Annotated in this window: 11 protein-coding genes; 7 read left to right on the top strand and 4 right to left on the bottom strand. The window is 39.2% G+C overall.

Annotation, left to right across the window (positions count from 1 at the left end):
* Positions 1 to 171 precede the first annotated feature (171 nt).
* Both LZT21_RS09355 and LZT21_RS09360 read left to right on the top strand, forming a co-directional pair.
* The gene (locus LZT21_RS09355; protein WP_233990382.1) at positions 172 to 1,434 is read left to right on the top strand and encodes a hypothetical protein; all 1,263 of its coding nucleotides are present in this window, start codon (positions 172 to 174) and stop codon (positions 1,432 to 1,434) included.
* A 137-nt stretch (positions 1,435 to 1,571) separates the two neighbouring features.
* Positions 1,572 to 2,090, top strand: coding sequence for an adenine phosphoribosyltransferase (locus LZT21_RS09360; RefSeq protein WP_233990384.1), 519 nt, complete (start codon positions 1,572 to 1,574; stop codon positions 2,088 to 2,090).
* Positions 2,091 to 2,116: 26 nt separating this feature from the next.
* Here LZT21_RS09360 and LZT21_RS09365 read toward each other — a convergent pair whose 3' ends face one another.
* Together LZT21_RS09365 and LZT21_RS09370 are read right to left on the bottom strand one after the other, a co-directional pair.
* Entirely contained in the window at positions 2,117 to 2,740 is a 624-nt protein-coding gene (locus LZT21_RS09365; RefSeq protein ID WP_233990386.1) for a hypothetical protein, read from the bottom strand.
* Between the two features lie 581 nt (positions 2,741 to 3,321).
* Positions 3,322 to 4,479 carry a glycosyltransferase family 2 protein gene (locus LZT21_RS09370; protein ID WP_233990388.1) on the bottom strand — a complete coding sequence of 386 codons (1,158 nt, stop codon included), beginning with the start codon at positions 4,477 to 4,479 and terminating at the stop codon, positions 3,322 to 3,324.
* A 161-nt stretch (positions 4,480 to 4,640) separates the two neighbouring features.
* On the opposite strand from LZT21_RS09370, the gene LZT21_RS09375 reads away from it, so the two are divergent.
* The 5 genes from LZT21_RS09375 to LZT21_RS09395 all read left to right on the top strand — a co-directional run bounded on the left by LZT21_RS09375 (position 4,641) and on the right by LZT21_RS09395 (position 14,869).
* On the top strand, positions 4,641 to 6,353 hold the full coding sequence (locus LZT21_RS09375) for a glycosyltransferase family 39 protein (RefSeq protein WP_233990390.1): 1,713 nt from the start codon (positions 4,641 to 4,643) through the stop codon (positions 6,351 to 6,353).
* A gap of 30 nt (positions 6,354 to 6,383) precedes the next feature.
* Positions 6,384 to 8,531 (top strand): DUF6311 domain-containing protein, encoded by a 2,148-nt coding sequence (locus LZT21_RS09380; RefSeq protein ID WP_233990392.1) that lies wholly within the window; start codon positions 6,384 to 6,386, stop codon positions 8,529 to 8,531.
* An 8-nt stretch (positions 8,532 to 8,539) separates the two neighbouring features.
* Positions 8,540 to 10,690, top strand: coding sequence for a DUF6311 domain-containing protein (locus LZT21_RS09385; protein WP_233990394.1), 2,151 nt, complete (start codon positions 8,540 to 8,542; stop codon positions 10,688 to 10,690).
* A 14-nt stretch (positions 10,691 to 10,704) separates the two neighbouring features.
* On the top strand, positions 10,705 to 12,648 hold the full coding sequence (locus tag LZT21_RS09390) for an acyltransferase family protein (RefSeq protein WP_233990396.1): 1,944 nt from the start codon (positions 10,705 to 10,707) through the stop codon (positions 12,646 to 12,648).
* Between the two features lie 79 nt (positions 12,649 to 12,727).
* On the top strand, positions 12,728 to 14,869 hold the full coding sequence (locus LZT21_RS09395; protein ID WP_233990398.1) for a DUF6311 domain-containing protein: 2,142 nt from the start codon (positions 12,728 to 12,730) through the stop codon (positions 14,867 to 14,869).
* Between the two features lie 47 nt (positions 14,870 to 14,916).
* On the opposite strand, the gene LZT21_RS09400 is transcribed toward LZT21_RS09395, so the two are convergent.
* Complete coding sequence (locus LZT21_RS09400) at positions 14,917 to 16,026, bottom strand: glycosyltransferase family 1 protein (protein WP_233990400.1); 1,110 nt, start codon at positions 16,024 to 16,026, stop codon at positions 14,917 to 14,919.
* 60 nt (positions 16,027 to 16,086) lie between these two features.
* Positions 16,087 to 16,959 carry an NAD(P)-dependent oxidoreductase gene (locus LZT21_RS09405; RefSeq protein WP_233990402.1) on the bottom strand — a complete coding sequence of 291 codons (873 nt, stop codon included), beginning with the start codon at positions 16,957 to 16,959 and terminating at the stop codon, positions 16,087 to 16,089.
* Positions 16,960 to 16,976: the final 17 nt, after the last annotated feature.

A 16,976-nucleotide genomic window follows, 5' to 3' on the forward strand; every position in this document is an offset into this window, starting at 1 on the left:
GGCGTAACAGGGTGACAATTTGTTCGGGTTTAAGACGTTGACCTTTAGCCATGATTAGCACTCCTTTAGGGTGAAGATTATCAAAAATCCTCTCTTTTGGAGTGGTACTAAAAATCAGGTCAGTTCAATTTTCTCGAGGCATTCCAGAATATGTCTAAATTTAGAACCAATTTGAATATGTTATTTTTTGGAGAAATAACATGGAGTGGAAACCTCCCATGGTTCTATATACCAACATGGATAACAATTACAACACCCTTACTATATATATTTCTTTTTTTTATTGGTATTTTTGGCATAACAGTTACCAATAAAAAAACTATATTTGATGAAAAATTACAGGATTACCTTTTTCTAATTCTTTTTTTTGGGCCAATTATTTTGGTAGTCGTCTTAAATTCAGTGCTCTATAACGGATGGCGACATTTATATTTCATTTACCCATCGTTTATATATTTATGCGTTAGGGGGTATTGCTTTATTTTATCAATGAAGTTAAAAATATTATTAAATATTTTGAGGGGTATCGTAATTTTTTCTTTATCCACTACTATTTATTGGATGATTAAAGATCACCCCTATCAATATTTATACTTTAATTCGTTGCCTAAAGATTGGATTCGTCAATTTGACGTTGATTATTGGGGGGTTGCATATAAAAATTCATTGCAAAAAATAGTTGATAAAAGTTTTGCTGAAAAAGTTTCTATTTTTAGCAATGTTTACTATGACGACAAGGGAAATGCTCTTGGTGAATTTCCTGGATCTAACTCTACAGTTTGGCAAAGAACGCCTTTTGAATCGGTGCTGATGTTGTCAAAGATAGATCAGGAAAAACTTATTTTACACCGCACGGAAGAATGTTCAGACTATATTTTCCTCATAATTAAAAGTCATAAGTATTCTGAGTATTTGAAAAAAAATGAATTTGAAATATTTGATACCGTTCAGTCTGGAGGTAAATCAGTATATGTAATTTTTAAGCGAAAAGTGCCGCTTGAAGGAGGGTTGCTTAATGTAAAAATAAATCAACCCATTGTTTTTTCTGACCCAAATACTAGCTGTTTTTTATCTAAGGGTTGGGATAATAACCATGAATCATGGGGAATATGGTCAAGTACTAATCAGGCAAGAATTTTGCTGCCAATACCAGAGGGAGCAATGGGCATGCGGATGGATATTAGGGGCTTTGTAAGCCCCCCAATGCAAGAGCAGGTCATTGAGATAGCCGGCCCTGATATCCCCCTTCAAAAATATAAAATAAATAAATTTGATAGTAATATTATCCAAATTAAATTACCTTTCCCTGCAAGTAAAAATGATGTTTTAAGAATGGATATAACATTACCCAATGCAAGATCTCCCAAGCAGCTGGGATTATCTGAAGATACAAGGCTTTTAGGGATAGGTTTGAAAAGCATTACTTTTTTTTGAGTAATTTGTTAAAAATAATTTCTAAATGCATTAGATAGGGATAAAAAATCACTCCTGATTTTTTTAAAAATAACCTTATTTCGCGAAACTTTTGAAAGATTTAAAATAGGATAAGAGTCTTAAAAATATTAATAAATATGAATTTACTCGATTATCTACCAGGCGTTCCCAATTTCCCCAAGCCTGGAATTATGTTTAGAGATATCTCTCCACTCTTAGGTAATCCGAAGGCCTTTCGCTATGCCATAGAGCAGCTAGCTAACTTAGTAAAAGATTGGGAATTCTCCCATATTGTCGGGATTGAGTCACGGGGCTTTATTTTTGCCTCGGCACTCGCCCATCACGAGCATAAAAGTTTGGTTTTGGTACGCAAGCCGGGCAAGCTGCCGCTCATGACGCATAAAGAAGCCTACGGCTTAGAATATGGTAAGGACAGTTTAGAGATTCAAGCAGATTCTTTACCCATGGGTTCACGCACAATTATCGTGGATGATGTTTTAGCAACGGGAGGTACCATTTTGGCTGCGACTAGTTTAGTCAATCAAGTAGGCGGCATAGTGGTTGGCACAATTTGCCTCCTAGAAATTCAGGGTTTAGGTGGTCAAATAGAGTTAGAGAAAAAACAAGTTACCAGTAAATTTGTTTTGTCACTTTAGAGGGAAAAGTTTTTTATTGGTAACCTTTAGTTAGGAGCTGGTTTTGCTAAGGTGACAATAATAATTAAAAAGATAATACCCATCGACCAGTAATAGGCATTTATTGGGTTTGCGAATATTCCTTGGCTTGCAAAGAAGACGCTACCGGTGAGTTGAGTTAAAGAAAGCGCATACGCAACTAAAAATAAGAGCCGTGATACTGTAGTTGATTTAAGAGAGAAAAAATAGACGTACAGGGCAAAGAATGCTGGAAAGAGGTCATAAACCTTAAGACGGGGATTAAACAAGGTTAATAAAAAGTAAAGTAAAAATGGAAAATAGGCAGAATTTAATTTATTTACACTTAACCATTTATTTTTAATGGCCAAATATATTACGATTAAAAGCAATAAAACAGCGATCGCGAAGTGTAAAACGAAAGCGCGATAAATTAATGGTCCAGCGCTTAAGTAGTAATCATAAAAAAACATCACAAAGCCATAACCAAGATCGCGCTTACCTAGAGTTTGGTTTTGTAATGTCGCTATAAAAGCAGAAAATTCAGTGCTATAAAAAAGGGATGAAGAAATCATCAAGGCAAAAAAAATACTAACCCACGTTAATACGAGTCTAATTGTTTTGGCAACTCCTTCATTCTTTCCCCATTGCATTATTAAAGGAATTGCTAAATAAACTAAGAAGTAGGGCTTGATAGAGCTAAATGCAATGACTAGGATTACAAAAGTGGTATTAGTATAAGTAAAACTGCTCAAATTTTGATTCTTGTTTTGGTCTAAATTTTGTGACAAACTCTTTACTAAGATCGCCAGCAAAATCAAATGTAAAAAGACTGTGAGATTCCCGCTGGCAAGCGAGATAAGGCCAATGCCACAATAGGCGAAAGCTAGAAATAACGATAACCATAAATTACTATTGTTTCTGAGGCTAAAAAGAAAATAAACCATACTTGCGAAATAAAACGTGATTAACACAGGTAATAGCCAACTTCCGAATAAAGCCATACCGTGCAATATAAGAGGGTGGTAGACGAATGAGAGGTAGCCGCCCAGTTGATTGGGGGAATAGGGGTCGCCCCCATTATTAAAAATATTAATGGCCTTGGTATAAACGCCCAGATCCCAGAAAATACCGCTCTCGAAGTGTTGAAAGGAAACGATAAGCCAAATAATGGCTATTGATATGGTCAAGATCCATGGGATAAGACTTTTTTGTATCTGCATCTTAGAGCAAACTAATCAAATCGATCTTCTCTGGTCGGCAATGCTATAAATCCCATAATTAATGAAATTAGAATGGTAATCGCGCCAAAGATAATGAATGTTGTTGAAATACTAACGATTCTTAAAACTACATGGTCATTCAAATTCCCAAATTCAAGCAATCTCCAACTATTTAAAGCATAACTACCTATCAATATCCCTAGAATAGTCAAACAAATGCCAATCATTCCACCTAGCTCTAGTAATGGATAGGAATTCAAATTTCTTAGCCATACATTATTTTGTAGTAAGCCTTCGCGCATACCGAATAAGCGAATGATCATTCCAAAAGCTATTGTGAGATAGCCAATGATCATGCCTGCCTGCGCATAAAAAAGTGTATGGATATCAAATTCAACAGAATAAATGTGAACAGGACCACGAACAAGAAGAATATAAATAAGAGTGCTCAGACCCAGAATAAATAAGCCGGGAAATAAAAATAACCACTTTGGGCTAAAGAGCAGCATAAACCTCAAGTGCCTCCAACCATCACGCCAGGGCCTCAAATGTGGCGGCCTTGATCTCCCATCTTTTGAGAGAATAGTTGGCACTTCGGTTACTCGCATTCCAAATAGACTGGCTTTAATGACCATTTCTGAGGCAAATTCCATTCCAGTGGTACGTAGATCCATTTTTTCAAAAGCAGATTTAGAAAATCCTCGCAGCCCGCAGTGAAAGTCTTTGGCTTGACATTGAAATAAAATTCTCCCAATCCAAGTCAGAATCGGGTTACCAACGTAACGATTCTTCCAGGGCATTGCCCCTTTATTAATGCCTCCTAAAAAACGATTACCCATCACTAGGTCATAACCATCCTCAAGCTTTTTAATAAAGGCGTCTAATTGACTAAAGTCATAGGAGTCATCAGAGTCACCCATGATGACAAATTGACCTTGAGCGGCTTTAATTCCATGGTAAAGGGCTGATCCATAACCCTTTTGCGAGACAGAAATCAATCGTGCACCGTTGGCAATTGCAATCGCTTGTGACCCATCAGTGCTGCCATTATCGGCAATGATGACCTCGCAGTCGATTCTAGAGTGACTAATCCACTGATTTGCTTTTTTTATACAACTTTCTAAAGTTTCTGCTTCGTTAAGGCAGGGCATAAGGATGCTAAGTTTCATTCAGGGTAGATACTCCAAGTTTTACTTGCTCAATATGTCATTATGACGGTTTAATAAGAGATTATGCTTTATAAAAATAATATCTTTGATTGATTCAATTTATAGAATCGAAGCGATTATTATTGCAAACAAATATAAATTGAAATATTTAATTTAAAAAAATGCTTTATCTCATCATTCTATTTAACGCATTACGTTTTAGCGGGCTAGAAATATCTCCACCAGGTTTCTACGCAGATGAGTCCTATGGTGCTACTCAAGTAATGTGCGTCCGGCAGACTGGAGCAGATTTTTTTGGACATTTTTTACCTCTATTTGCAATTTCTGGTCCTGGCGAGCCTATTTACACTCCCACGTATTTATATGGTCAACTTCTATGGACTAGCATTTTTGGTTACTCGATTACATCATTTCGTGCTTTTCCTGCTTTTATAACAACTCTTACGATTTTATTTCTCTATTTATTTGTAAAGAATAAGATCAATTATAGGACGGCTATGTATGTTGCTTTTGTTGCAAGCATCATGCCTTGGGCTTTTCAATTTTCTCGAATTGCATGGGATCCACCCTTAGCCCCTTTATTTCTCATAATGGCTTTATGGATATCTACGTGGCAAAAGCGGTGGTGGCTTACCGGAATTCCAATAGCCCTTGCCATTTACTCTTACCCACCCTTACGTATCATTGCGCCTTTAATTTGGCTACTCATCCCAGGTATTACTTGGAGAAGAAAAATTGTTGTTTTACTTATTGCTGGATTCTTTTGCATTCCCCTACTCTTTCAGTTCCAAGATGAGAATTTTGCTAATCGCTCTAATATGTTGGCTTTATGGAGCCCTGCTTTTTATAATCCTTATCGACATTTAGATTTAAGTGAGCTCATTCCCATTTTCTTGAGGAACTTTAGCGCACATTTTTCTTTTCGGTTCCTATTTATTTCTGGAGAAAATAATCTTCGACATTCAATACAATCTTTTGGAATGTTAAGTTGGTTAGATTTTTTAGCATTAATTGGTATATTGGGCCTCATAGGGGCACGAGTTTTGAGGAGAATCCCAAACATATTTGAGGATGTCCAATATCAAATCTTAGGTATTGCTTTAATAGGTGTCGTAGTTGGCATAATCCCAGCCGCCTTAACTAATGAAGGTTCGCCCCATGCCTTAAGAGCAATTTCAGTTTGGCCGTTTTATGCGTTAATGACTGGCATTATTTTGTCCCGAATAAATGATATATTAAGATCAAAAAAAATAGCTTTAAGTTTTATTGCTTTGGGCGTTATTTTTTTTGGCTTATATCAATACTTTTATTTTTATAAATACCCCTATTTTTCCCAAGAGGCTTTTGAGGCGGGTTTTTCAAATAATATTTTGTATCCAAAGCTGCTTAGTGGCGAATCTAGCTGTGATGAAGTAAGAGCTAAGGTGAAAATTATGGATCGCAATACCCGCATCGGCGAGACAATTTTTTTTGCTAAAGATAGCAAAGGTCCAATTACCAGTTATTTAAATAAGCATTGGCATGATCGCGAAGCGTGGGGAATTTGGTCCGATGGTAAAAATGCTGACTTATTGATTCCACTACCAAATAGAAACCCACGGAAAATTAAAATACAATTTAATGCTTTTTTAACTCCCCAACACCCATATCAAGACTTGGAAATCTTGATTAATGGGCGGTTGTTGCAAAAAATAAGAATTGATCGGGCCACGGGTAATGCGATTAGCCTAAATTTACCAGATGATCTAAATCCAGATAAGCTATTAAATATTGAATTTAGAACCCCAAACGCAGTTTCTCCAACCCAGGCTGGTGTATCTTCTAGCGATCAGCGTATTTTAGGTTTTGGTTTGGTATCAGTTCAGTTTGACTAATGCGTTTAGGGGCATCAATGAATAGATTAAATGGTTAAGCGGGAAGTAAATTTGTATTTATTTCTTTTACCTCTTTTAATTGGGGCGGCTGCATTTTTCCTAATTGCTGGCCCCCATTTTTTAAATCCATTAAATATTGCGTGGCTCTCGGGAGGTGATTCCCTTCAACATTATCTTGGATGGGCATTTTTCCGCAATAGCCCTTGGGACTGGCCGCTTGGTTTAAACCCAAAATATGGCATGGACTTTAGTAACTCGATTGTTTTCACTGATTCCATACCCCTACTAGCAATCCCATTTAAAGTCATTTCCCGTTTTCTTTCTGAGCCTTTTCAGTACTTTGGCCTATGGGTTTTGGGATGTTTTGTATTGCAAGCATGGTTTGCTTATAAGCTTGTCGCCCTAGTCTCAGCTAATTCATTAGTGTGTGCGCTAGCTACATTCTTCTTTGTATTTTCACCGCCCCTAATTTTTAGGATGGGTTTACATGAAAGTTTGATGGGCCATTTTTTAATTCTTGCGGGTCTTTATTTAAACCTTAGGGCTCAAGATAAAAATCAAGCTGTATGGTGGATTTTACTTTTGTCGGTTAGTGCTTTAACCCATTTTTATTTTTTAGTGATGCTATTGGTGCTGTGGATTGCCGATCTTCTTGGCCGTACCTTAGTAAAAAAAACCGCTTCGCCTAAATTTATTTTGATTGAGATTGGCATCACCATTTTCATTTTATTATTCACTCTTTGGCAGGCCGGATTTTTTGCTGTTAGCGGTGCATCTGGAGCAACACGGGGATTTGGTGATTTCCGCACGAATTTACTCGCCTTATTTAATTCACGGGGCTGGTCTTATTGGCTTAAACCAATTAACTTGCATGATTCTGTAGAAGCAGCAACTGGTGAAGGATTTCAGTATTTAGGGGCTGGTAATTTATTCCTGTTGCTATGCGCAATTTGCGCTTTAATTAAGCGGAAATTGAGTTTACAAGTGGTATGGCAAAAATATCTCTTTCTATTGCTGGCTTTGCTTGCAATGGCCCTAATCAGCTTTAGCAATCATATTGGCATTGGATCTTGGAACTTCAGATTGGATCTTCCTACCCCATTTTTAAGCGTACTTAGCTTTGTGCGCAGCTCTGCTAGACTATTTTGGCCATTTTATTACGCCAGTATTTTTTTAATCCTCTATTGGATTATTAAAGGATATTCAAAAAAAACGACTTATCTTATATTGGTTATTGGGGCACTATTCCAGATAATCGATACTAGCGCCGGTTGGCGGCCGATGCGAAAAATCATGAATGTACCGATTTCATCTGAATTTAAATCCCCCTTAAAAAATCCTTTTTGGAAAGCAGCTGGTTTGCATTATCAAAATGTGGTGATGAATGAGCGTCCGATTTTTTGGGAAACCTTTGGACTCTATGCTGCGCAATATGGACTTTCGACAAACATGGTTCATCTTGCTCGACTTGATGATGGCAAAGCCAATAAGTCGATGGAAAAACTTAGAAAAGAAGTAAATCAAGGCCCACTTAATGTAAATTCGCTCTATATTTTTAGAGATTGGAAAGATTCACCTCAGCAGATTCGCTTTGATCCGAAGGTGGATTTATTGGCACGTATTGATGGCTTTAATGTTTTGGCCCCCGGCTGGAAGGTATGTGCGAATTGTCCACCACGTGCGAGCGAGAAGGCTTTAGTGGAAAAATTAACTGCAAGTGAAGCTTCTGAGTTAAACCAGCTTGCTCCAGAAATCTCTTTGGGCGAGAAAATTATATTTTCTAGTCAAGGTCGAGGTAGGGTCGATTTCATGTTGGAGGGGTGGGGGTATGGTGAAAATTGGGGAACTTGGGCTATAGCGCCCCAAGCGAAACTGATTTTTAATTTCCCCTCATCCAAACCTAAAAAAATGGTGATTAATACAAAAGCATTCCTAGCTCCTAAGCATCTTCAACAAGAAATTGAAGTTTGGGGAAATGGAAGTCTGTTGGGCAAGGCAATCCTCAAAAAATCCGATGCAAATCAAATTGAAGTGACATTGCCAGATCAGGTGATGGCAAATCCCATCTTAAATTTAGAATTTCGCTCAATTAATGCTGTGAGTCCAAAAGATATGGGCCTTAGTGCAGATGAGCGTTTACTGGGTATTGGACTCCAGTCGATCCAATTTACTCGCTAACGTAAATCATGGCTATTAATACCAGATTAAACACCAAAGAGAATAGCAGAGCGTATTTCAGTATCGCAGTGCCTTTACTTTTGGGTTTAGGCTTCTTCATCTTGGTAGTGGGGTTTGGGATACTCAATCCTCGAAATGTCGGCTGGTTACTGGCTGACTTTGATATGACGCTAGAGTATTTGGGATGGGCTTTTTACCGATATAGCCCGTGGACTATCCCGATTGGTATGAATCCCAATTTTGGATTAGATATTAGCTCCTCGATCATTTTTTCAAATTCCCTACCAATTTTTGCACCTATTTTTAAAGTGTTTAATCCTCTTTTAGGCGAGCCTTTTCAATTCTGGGGAATCTGGATACTCCTATGTTTTTTATTACAGGCTTGGATTGCATGGAAGCTTATTGGCTTAATGACAAGCAATAATTTGCTGCGCTTTTTTGCTTCTGGGTTATTAGCTTTTTCACCATCCATGCTTTTTCAGATTGGTTTTCATAATTCAACGGTTGGTCATTTTCCTATTTTGACGGCCCTATATTTAATTTTTAGGCCACAACAAACCTATCGCCTGTGGTGGTGGACATTACTACTACCATGCACGCTTTTAATTCATCCCTATACCTTTGCCATGATTTCGGCACTATGGATCGCGGACTTATTAGATCGTTTATTTATTCAGCATGAAATTCGCATGAAGCAAGTGGCTAAAGAGGTTTTGCTGGTGTTTAGCACTACCATTTTGCTTGCTTGGCAAATGGGCTATTTCATGAGCGTGAGCCCAGGTGAAACTGGGTTTGGTACCTATCGGATGAACTTATTGGCTTTATTTGATTCGAGTGGGTTTGATTCGCAAAATTGGTCCTATTTATTTAGTCTTCCCCAAGTGAGGGCTAAAAATAATTACGAAGGTTTTAGCTATTTAGGCTTAGGAATGATCCTGATTTTGCTTTTAGCGCTGCCAGTCGCGGTAAAGCACTTAGGACAAATCAAGCAATTAGCTAGACGATTTATATTTGTCCTACTTTGTTTATTGAGTCTCACAGTATTTGCGCTCTCAAACCAAATTGCGATTGGATCTTGGAGCTTTACTGTGCCGCTATCACCTACACTTTTTTCAATCGCGAGTATTATGCGTGCATCAGGGCGTATGTTTTGGCCAGTTATTTATGTGATTAGTCTAGCAAGTATTTATTATTTGATCAAAGGCTATTCTAAGAATTTAGCAATCAGCATTTTAGGGATATGCCTTGTCATTCAAGTTGCTGATACCAGCAATGGCTGGCTACCCATTCGCCATAAAATCAATCATCCTTTAACCCAATTAGAGTCACCGCTGGCTGATCCTTTTTGGGAGTCAGCTGCAAAGCACTATAAAAAAGTCGTCCGCGTTCCCGTCTGGAATGAGCAAGCGGTGTGGGAGAAATTCGCTGGCTATGCTGCGCAATACCATTTGGGAACCAATTCTGTTTTTATGGGACGCGTGGATAAAAATAAAATAGATGCATCCAATGTCAAATTACAGGCCGAAATTCAATCAGGTAAGTTGGATGACGATACGCTTTATGTAGTTGAGGACGTTGAGGTCCCTAAGTTTCTAGCGATGATGAACCCAAGTGCTGATGTATTGGCCCGTTTTGACCAAATCAATGTATTTGCCCCTAAGTGGAAATTATGTAAAGATTGTTTGCAGATCAATTCAAAAAATGAAATTGACCCCAAAGTAAGCACAACTCGATTAATTAAATTGGGTGAGAAAATTGATTTATCGCGTTTTGGAAAATATGCAACCGTATTTTTAGAGTCAGGTTGGTCGGTTCCTGAAAATTGGGGTACATGGTCAATCCAAAAAAGGGCAAGTATTCAATTGACATTGCCAGCAGAAGATCCCAAGAAGCTCATCATTCATGCTCAAGCATTCATTACCGGTAGTCACCCGCAGCAGCGCGTTAATATTTATATTAACCAAATTTTTATTAAGGAAGTCATTTTACTAGACCGAATGAAGAATAGGATAGAGTTACCCCTTCCTCGAGCCTTCAATTTGCAGCAACAAATAAAGTTACAATTCCAATTTCCCGACGCTATTTCACCGCAATCCTTGGGTCTTGGAATTGATACCAGACCGCTTGCAATGGGTATCGAATTTATCGAATATGAATGAGATAATTTAGGGCATTGATAAACCTAGTTGGGCTAAAAATAAACTACCGTTCAGACATCGATGGCCTAAGGGCAATAGCAGTTCTTGCTGTTGTATTTTTTCATGCTTTTCCAGAAATGATGCCAGGGGGTTTCATCGGCGTCGATATTTTCTTTGTTATTTCGGGGTTTTTAATATCTGGAATCCTTTTTCAGGGGCTAAAGACTCAGAATTTTTCTTTTAGTGAATTTTATGCCCGCAGAATCCGACGAATCTTTCCAGCGTTAATTATTGTTTTGCTTAGTAGTTATATCTTTGGCTGGTTTGTATTATTGGCTGACGAATATAGCCTACTAGGTAAGCATATAGCAGCTGGCGCCGCGTTTGCATCAAACTTCTTTTTTTGGCAAGAGGTGGGCTATTTTGATGTATCTGCTGACACTAAGCCCTTATTGCATCTTTGGTCGCTTGGCATCGAGGAACAATTTTACTTAATATGGCCTTTTATTTTATGGCTGGCTTACAGATTACGTTTTAATTTGCTGTTGACGACAGTGATTATTGCGATAGCTTCGTTTATTTTAAATATCTTGACGCTCACAGTCAGTCACAATTTATTAGCCGGGTTTTATTCGCCCCAAACGCGTTTTTGGGAGCTGCTCTTAGGAGCCATTTTGGTTTATTTGCTGCAGAATAATAAAAGTCATTTAAGTCAGGGCTGGGGGGGCGAAAAGGCTAATAATTATGCTTCAGGCAGCGGTTTAAGCCTCATTATTTTGGGTTTAATTCTTATCCAGCCGACCTATGCATTTCCTGGGTGGTGGGCGTTGCTGCCGACATGCGGTGCTTTACTGATTATTGCTGCTGGCCCACACGCTTGGATAAACAGAATCTTTCTGTCCAATCGTTGGTTGGTGAAATTGGGATTAATAAGTTACCCACTTTACTTATGGCATTGGGCAGTACTTTCATTTTTAGTGATCTTGAATGGAGAAAAAGCACCATGGACGCATAGAATGATTGCCCTCTTAGTTTCTTTTTTATTGGCAATCGTTACTTACCTCTTTATTGAAAAGCCAATTCGCTTTGGGAAGCGAGGAAGGAAATTGGGCACAATCCTATTACTGGTCTTTATGGCTGTGTTAGGTATTATCGGTAGTAATACATATTTGCGAGATGGGCTTGGGTTTAGGCAAGTTGCGAAGGCGTTTAATCAATCCTTTGAAAATCGGTTGCAAATTAAAACCGCGTGTGACCCAGCATTAAATATCACAATACAGGGGTACTGCAATCCATTTGATGGCATTAATGAAGCCTCGATTTTATTGATCGGTGATTCTTTTGCTTATGCCTTAAGTCCAGCGCTGCAATTATTACGTGAACAAACTGGTAAAAAAGTCACTCAGATTGGTAAGGGCAGCTGCCCATTACTGAGTGGGTATGGTGTAAATGATTGCCTAAAAGATGGCGCTCATGTCAATCAAGTACTTGCTTCCAAGGACAATATTAAGACCGTGGTGATGGCCGCTAACTATGTTTTTTATGCTGAAAATGCGGATCAAGCAATTTGGAATGAAAAAAATTTCGCTAAAGATAATTTTCTAGTAAGCCTCGATAATACGATTAACAGTCATTTGCAAAAAAATAGAGAGGTAATTATTTTTTTAACTATTCCTCATGGCATAGATCCTAAATCTTGTGTTATTAGGCCTTTTTCGCTCTCCAAGAAAACATGTATTGCGCCTATGCGTGCAGATATTGTAGCCGCCAACCTTTTTTTGGGGGAGCATTTACGAATGAAATTCCCAGCTATTACCATCATTGATCCAAGCCCAAGTTTTTGTGAAAACGGGCAATGTAGGGCGTCTAATGGAAAAGGTCGTACCTACTATTTTGACGGTTGGCATATCAATCGGTTTGGTGCCGAGTTATTATTTAATCAATATTTAGCTAACTTAAAAGCGATCAAAAAAGATTAAGTATCTATTGTTTGAAAATCGGCTTTAGGTAGAATGCGTAGTGATGTTCGAAAATACTTCAAACCAAGCGAATTCAGGGATGAAAATCCCACTTGCTTGGCTTACACTGCTGATTCCTACTTTTTTAGGCATCATTGCGTTTTTTATCGTCGTTGGGCCGGGAGCACTAAACCCAACTCGGCTTGATTTTGCCCAAGGGGTTGATCCATTTAAAGACTATATAGGCTGGATATTTTTTCGCAATGCGCCCTGGACTTTTCCGCTTGGGCTAAATCCCAGCTATGGACTTGAATTTAGTAACTCAGTCGTTTTTACCGATTCAATACCTTTATTAGCCATTTTTTTTAAGTCCATACGCCAATTCTTGCCGGAGCCATTTCAGTACTTGGGACTTTGGACGCTAATCTGCTTTATTCTACAAGCCTATTTCGCCTGGATTATTGTAGGTCTTATCACGACCAATCGGTGGGCACAATTTTTTGCTTGTGGGTTATTACTTTTTTCGCCACCGATGCTTTGGCGTATTAATCAACACGCAGCTTTAGTGGGACATTTCCTTATTTTGGTAGCGTGGTATTTAATTTTACGTCAAGTAAAAATTTCCAATTCACCTACAAGAATCTTAGCATGGACTGCTTTACTTTCAGTAAGTCTGTTGATTCATTTTTCACTATTTGTGATGGTATTGGTAATGTGGTTAACGAACCGAATCGATTTGCTCTGGCGGTCACGCCCAATCATAAAAAAACAGTGGCCTCAACTTGTAGTTGAGATTATTGGTATGGGTATGATTTTGGTTTTTTTATTGTGGCAGGCTGGCTATTTTGTGATGAGTTCAGGCTCAGGTGCCATGGAAGGATATGGCTTTTTCCGCATGAATTTACTCTCGCCATTTGATGCTAAAGGCTGGTCTTATTTCATGCGGCCTTTACCAACCCTAATGGATTATGGCGAGGGCTATATGTATTGGGGACTCGGTTTTTTAGTCTTATGGCCGTTTGCAATTTTTCAGGCAAGACGTTTTATTCCCGCAATCTTAATTTTTTTTAAACAAAACGCCTGCTTAATACTAGGATTGGTAATGATGGCTTTATTTGCCATTACGAATCATATCGCCCTAGGAACAAGAGAAATTGGCTTTGCAATTTCTGAGCAAATTTATACTGTGGCAAGTATTTTTAGGGCCTCTGGACGTTTCTTTTGGCCTCTATTTTATGGGCTATCGATCGCTTGTTTATTTTTTGTCCTGCGTGGAATTAAGTCGAAGTTGTTGATTCTACTAATGGGCTTTGCATTTTGTATTCAAGTAATTGATAGTAGTGCTGGTTGGCGTCAATTAAGGAAAAATTTTACGATCATTGATAAGTCCCAGCATGACCTCCAATTTAAAGATCCTTTTTGGGGTGAAGCCGCAAAGCACTATAAAAAAGTACTTCTCATGCCGCCACAGGATAAGTCCTTAGGGTGGGAACAAGTTGCTTTGTATGCGGCAAAATACCATTTACCAACCAACGCAGTTTTTTTTACACGGATCGATGCCGCAAAAAGAGATCAAGCGCAACGGCAATTTGAGTCTCAATTAAGCCAAGGATATTGGGACCCCAGCGTACTTTATATTTTGCAAGCCAATTTAGTTTTGCCGGCCTATTTTCACTTTAATCCCAATACGGATTTGTTAATGAATTTAGACGGGGTCACGGTATTAGCACCCAATTGGAAGAAATGCGCTACTTGCCCGCCGATGCAAGATAACCTGCGACAAGAGATGCAAGCTCGCATTGCCCAAATTAAGCTTGATAAACCGATTTCTTTTGGCAAAGGCCAACTGGGTAGTGAGTTTTTCAATGGCCTGGGAGGTAGCTGGGCATGGCCTGAGCAGTGGGGTGCTTGGACGATTGGCAACCAAGCACAATTAATGTTGCCATTGCCCGTTAGCTCAAGCCCCAAGCGCTTAACGCTCAATCTTCGGGCTTTTGTAACACCAAATCATCCTGAGCAAAAAATCGAGATCTTTATTGATCGCATGCCCCCAGTCATTGCGACACTAGGTCTATTTGAAGCCAATCAGGTCGATTTACCCATGCCTGAACTTTCGCCCGGCAAGCAGTTTATTGAAATCACTTTTTCCTTAAAAAATCCAGCTAGCCCAAAAGACGTAGGCGTGGGTTCTACTGATGATCGACGTTTAGGTATTGGACTTGTATCAGCGACTTATCACTAGAGTCTGTGTAGAGTTTGAATAGAGTCTGAATACTTCAGCTTTAAAATTTATATCATCTTTTGATAGCTTGCTAGTGTTTGCGTAAAGGTGTTCTCCCAAGAATATTCACGAGCTCTCGCTAAGCCAGCAGCTTGTAATTCTTCGTAACGATTGCGATTGTCAATCAGTTCTAGCAACGCTTCAGTAATCGCAGATTCCTGTATTGGGTCGACCAAAAGAGCGGCGGATTGTGCCACTTCTGGCATAGCCGAGCAATTCGAGGTAAGGACTGGTAATTGAGAAGCAAAAGCCTCTAGAATCGGCAATCCAAAACCTTCATACAGGCTAACAAAGGGCATGGCTAAAGCACTTTGCAGTAAGCAGCGCTTTTCAAGATCGCTTACATAATTCAAATAAATACAGCGCTTTTCTGCAACCCCACGTTCAATGGAACTGAGAATGTCACCATCATCCCAAGCCACTTTTCCTGCAATCACAAGTGGAAATTGCCTTGCAAGATCGCGCGGTAATTTGGCGTGCGCTAAAAGTAGGCGCTGGAGATTTTTTCTAGGCTGTATTGAGCCAATGAAAATAAAAAATGACGTATTAATCCCAAGACGGCTTAATACGTCATTTTTCATCTGCTCACTAAGGCGTTCGAAATACTGCGCATTGACCCCCAGCGGTATTACATCAATCCGCGTAGTAGGATAGTCAAAATAGTGGGCAATTTGGGTTTTTGAAAATTCTGAAATAGTAATGATGCGGGCAGCGCGTCGAGTTAAATATTTCCAAAGATTGGCTTTTAAAAAGCGCGAAGGGGATTTAATGAATTGAGGATGGCTTAGTGGAATCACATCCATTACAGTCGCAATTACGGGTTTTTGACATAGTGGCATGAGTTGGTCCGTAGCATGCACTAGATCTACAGAGTCAAACCAACTGGCTTGATTAGTTTTTAATTGGCTTGCGATTGCATAGCGCCCATAGCTTGGGAAACGATGGGTATGAGCATTCGGGTTACTTGCTTCAAGACCAAAGGTATAAGGCAGCGCAGTTACCGCTTGAGGATTTTTTCCAAATTGATAGAGCAGCTCTTGACAATATTGGCCAATCCCATCAATTCCATTAGCCTGCAAGCCCCGCTCTAAAAGGGTGGTACCAAAAGCCAGTTTCAAGCCCAGACTTTCACTAAAAACCTCACCAAAAAGGTTCGTAGATTTACGCTTAGTAGAGGATTATTTTTTTGCATCTAAGAGCATCTCTTGAAAGGTCGATTCAAGCGAAATAGTAGGCAGTAAAACACCATGCGCTTGCAAAAGAGAATTTAGTTTTTGCGGGTCACCACACATGCGGCGCACTTCACTAGCCCTCACAAAATTGGGATTAACCCGAATTTTTGGTGTATGCCCAGTAAGCTTAATGAGACTATCTATAACAAATTGTAGTGAATGCGCCTGACCTGAAGAAACATTATAAATTTCGCCAGGCTCGCCAAATTGCAGTAACCCAAAATACGCTGCACAGATCATTTTGACAGAATTAAATTCGCGTTCAATATTTAGATTGCCCAACTCAATAGTGGCTTTTTTTTCTGCAAAGTGGGCAATTAATTTGGGAATGAGAAAATTCGGTTTTTGTCCGGGGCCCGTGTAATTAAAGGGACGCACAATCACAATTGGCAATTGATGAAAAAAAGTTTTTGCCATTTCCTCCATCGCAACTTTACTAGTCGCGTAGTGGTCAATGGGCGAGAGCGCTTGATTTTCTAAAGATTGGGCAGGGCCAATATTGCCATATACAGTAGCACTACTGGCTAGAAGCACTTTTTTAGGCGGCTGGGGTAATTTACTTAGCGCTTCAAGTAAGCGGCTAGTGCCAAGCGCGTGAACACGATAAAAAGCCTCTTGATCTTTTGAGGCTACAAAACTAATGCCAGCAAGATGAACTACTGCGTCTGGATTGTATTTAAGTATTTCAGTCTCTAAAGCAGCGTCCATCAAATCCACGTTTAAGGCGACAATTTCTTGCCCAGTCTCTTTCGCCATTGCGGCAAACCAGCGCCCGGTAAAGCCATTAGCACCGGTAAGGAGAATTTTTTGAGATTTCAAGTGAGGCTTAGCCCCCA

The organism is Polynucleobacter sp. IMCC 30228 (assembly GCF_021395205.1).
In the GTDB taxonomy this organism is placed as follows: domain Bacteria; phylum Pseudomonadota; class Gammaproteobacteria; order Burkholderiales; family Burkholderiaceae; genus Polynucleobacter.

What these genes read in the sequence shown, in the direction of transcription:
- LZT21_RS09360 (WP_233990384.1), top strand. Translation starts at nt 1,572, where the DNA reads ATGAATTTACTCGATTATCTACCAGGCGTTCCCAATTTCCCCAAGCCT.
- LZT21_RS09365 (WP_233990386.1), bottom strand. Translation starts at nt 2,740, where the DNA reads ATGCAATGGGGAAAGAATGAAGGAGTTGCCAAAACAATTAGACTCGTA.
- LZT21_RS09370 (WP_233990388.1), bottom strand. Translation starts at nt 4,479, where the DNA reads ATGAAACTTAGCATCCTTATGCCCTGCCTTAACGAAGCAGAAACTTTA.
- LZT21_RS09375 (WP_233990390.1), top strand. Translation starts at nt 4,641, where the DNA reads ATGCTTTATCTCATCATTCTATTTAACGCATTACGTTTTAGCGGGCTA.
- LZT21_RS09380 (WP_233990392.1), top strand. Translation starts at nt 6,384, where the DNA reads ATGGTTAAGCGGGAAGTAAATTTGTATTTATTTCTTTTACCTCTTTTA.
- LZT21_RS09385 (WP_233990394.1), top strand. Translation starts at nt 8,540, where the DNA reads ATGGCTATTAATACCAGATTAAACACCAAAGAGAATAGCAGAGCGTAT.
- LZT21_RS09395 (WP_233990398.1), top strand. Translation starts at nt 12,728, where the DNA reads ATGAAAATCCCACTTGCTTGGCTTACACTGCTGATTCCTACTTTTTTA.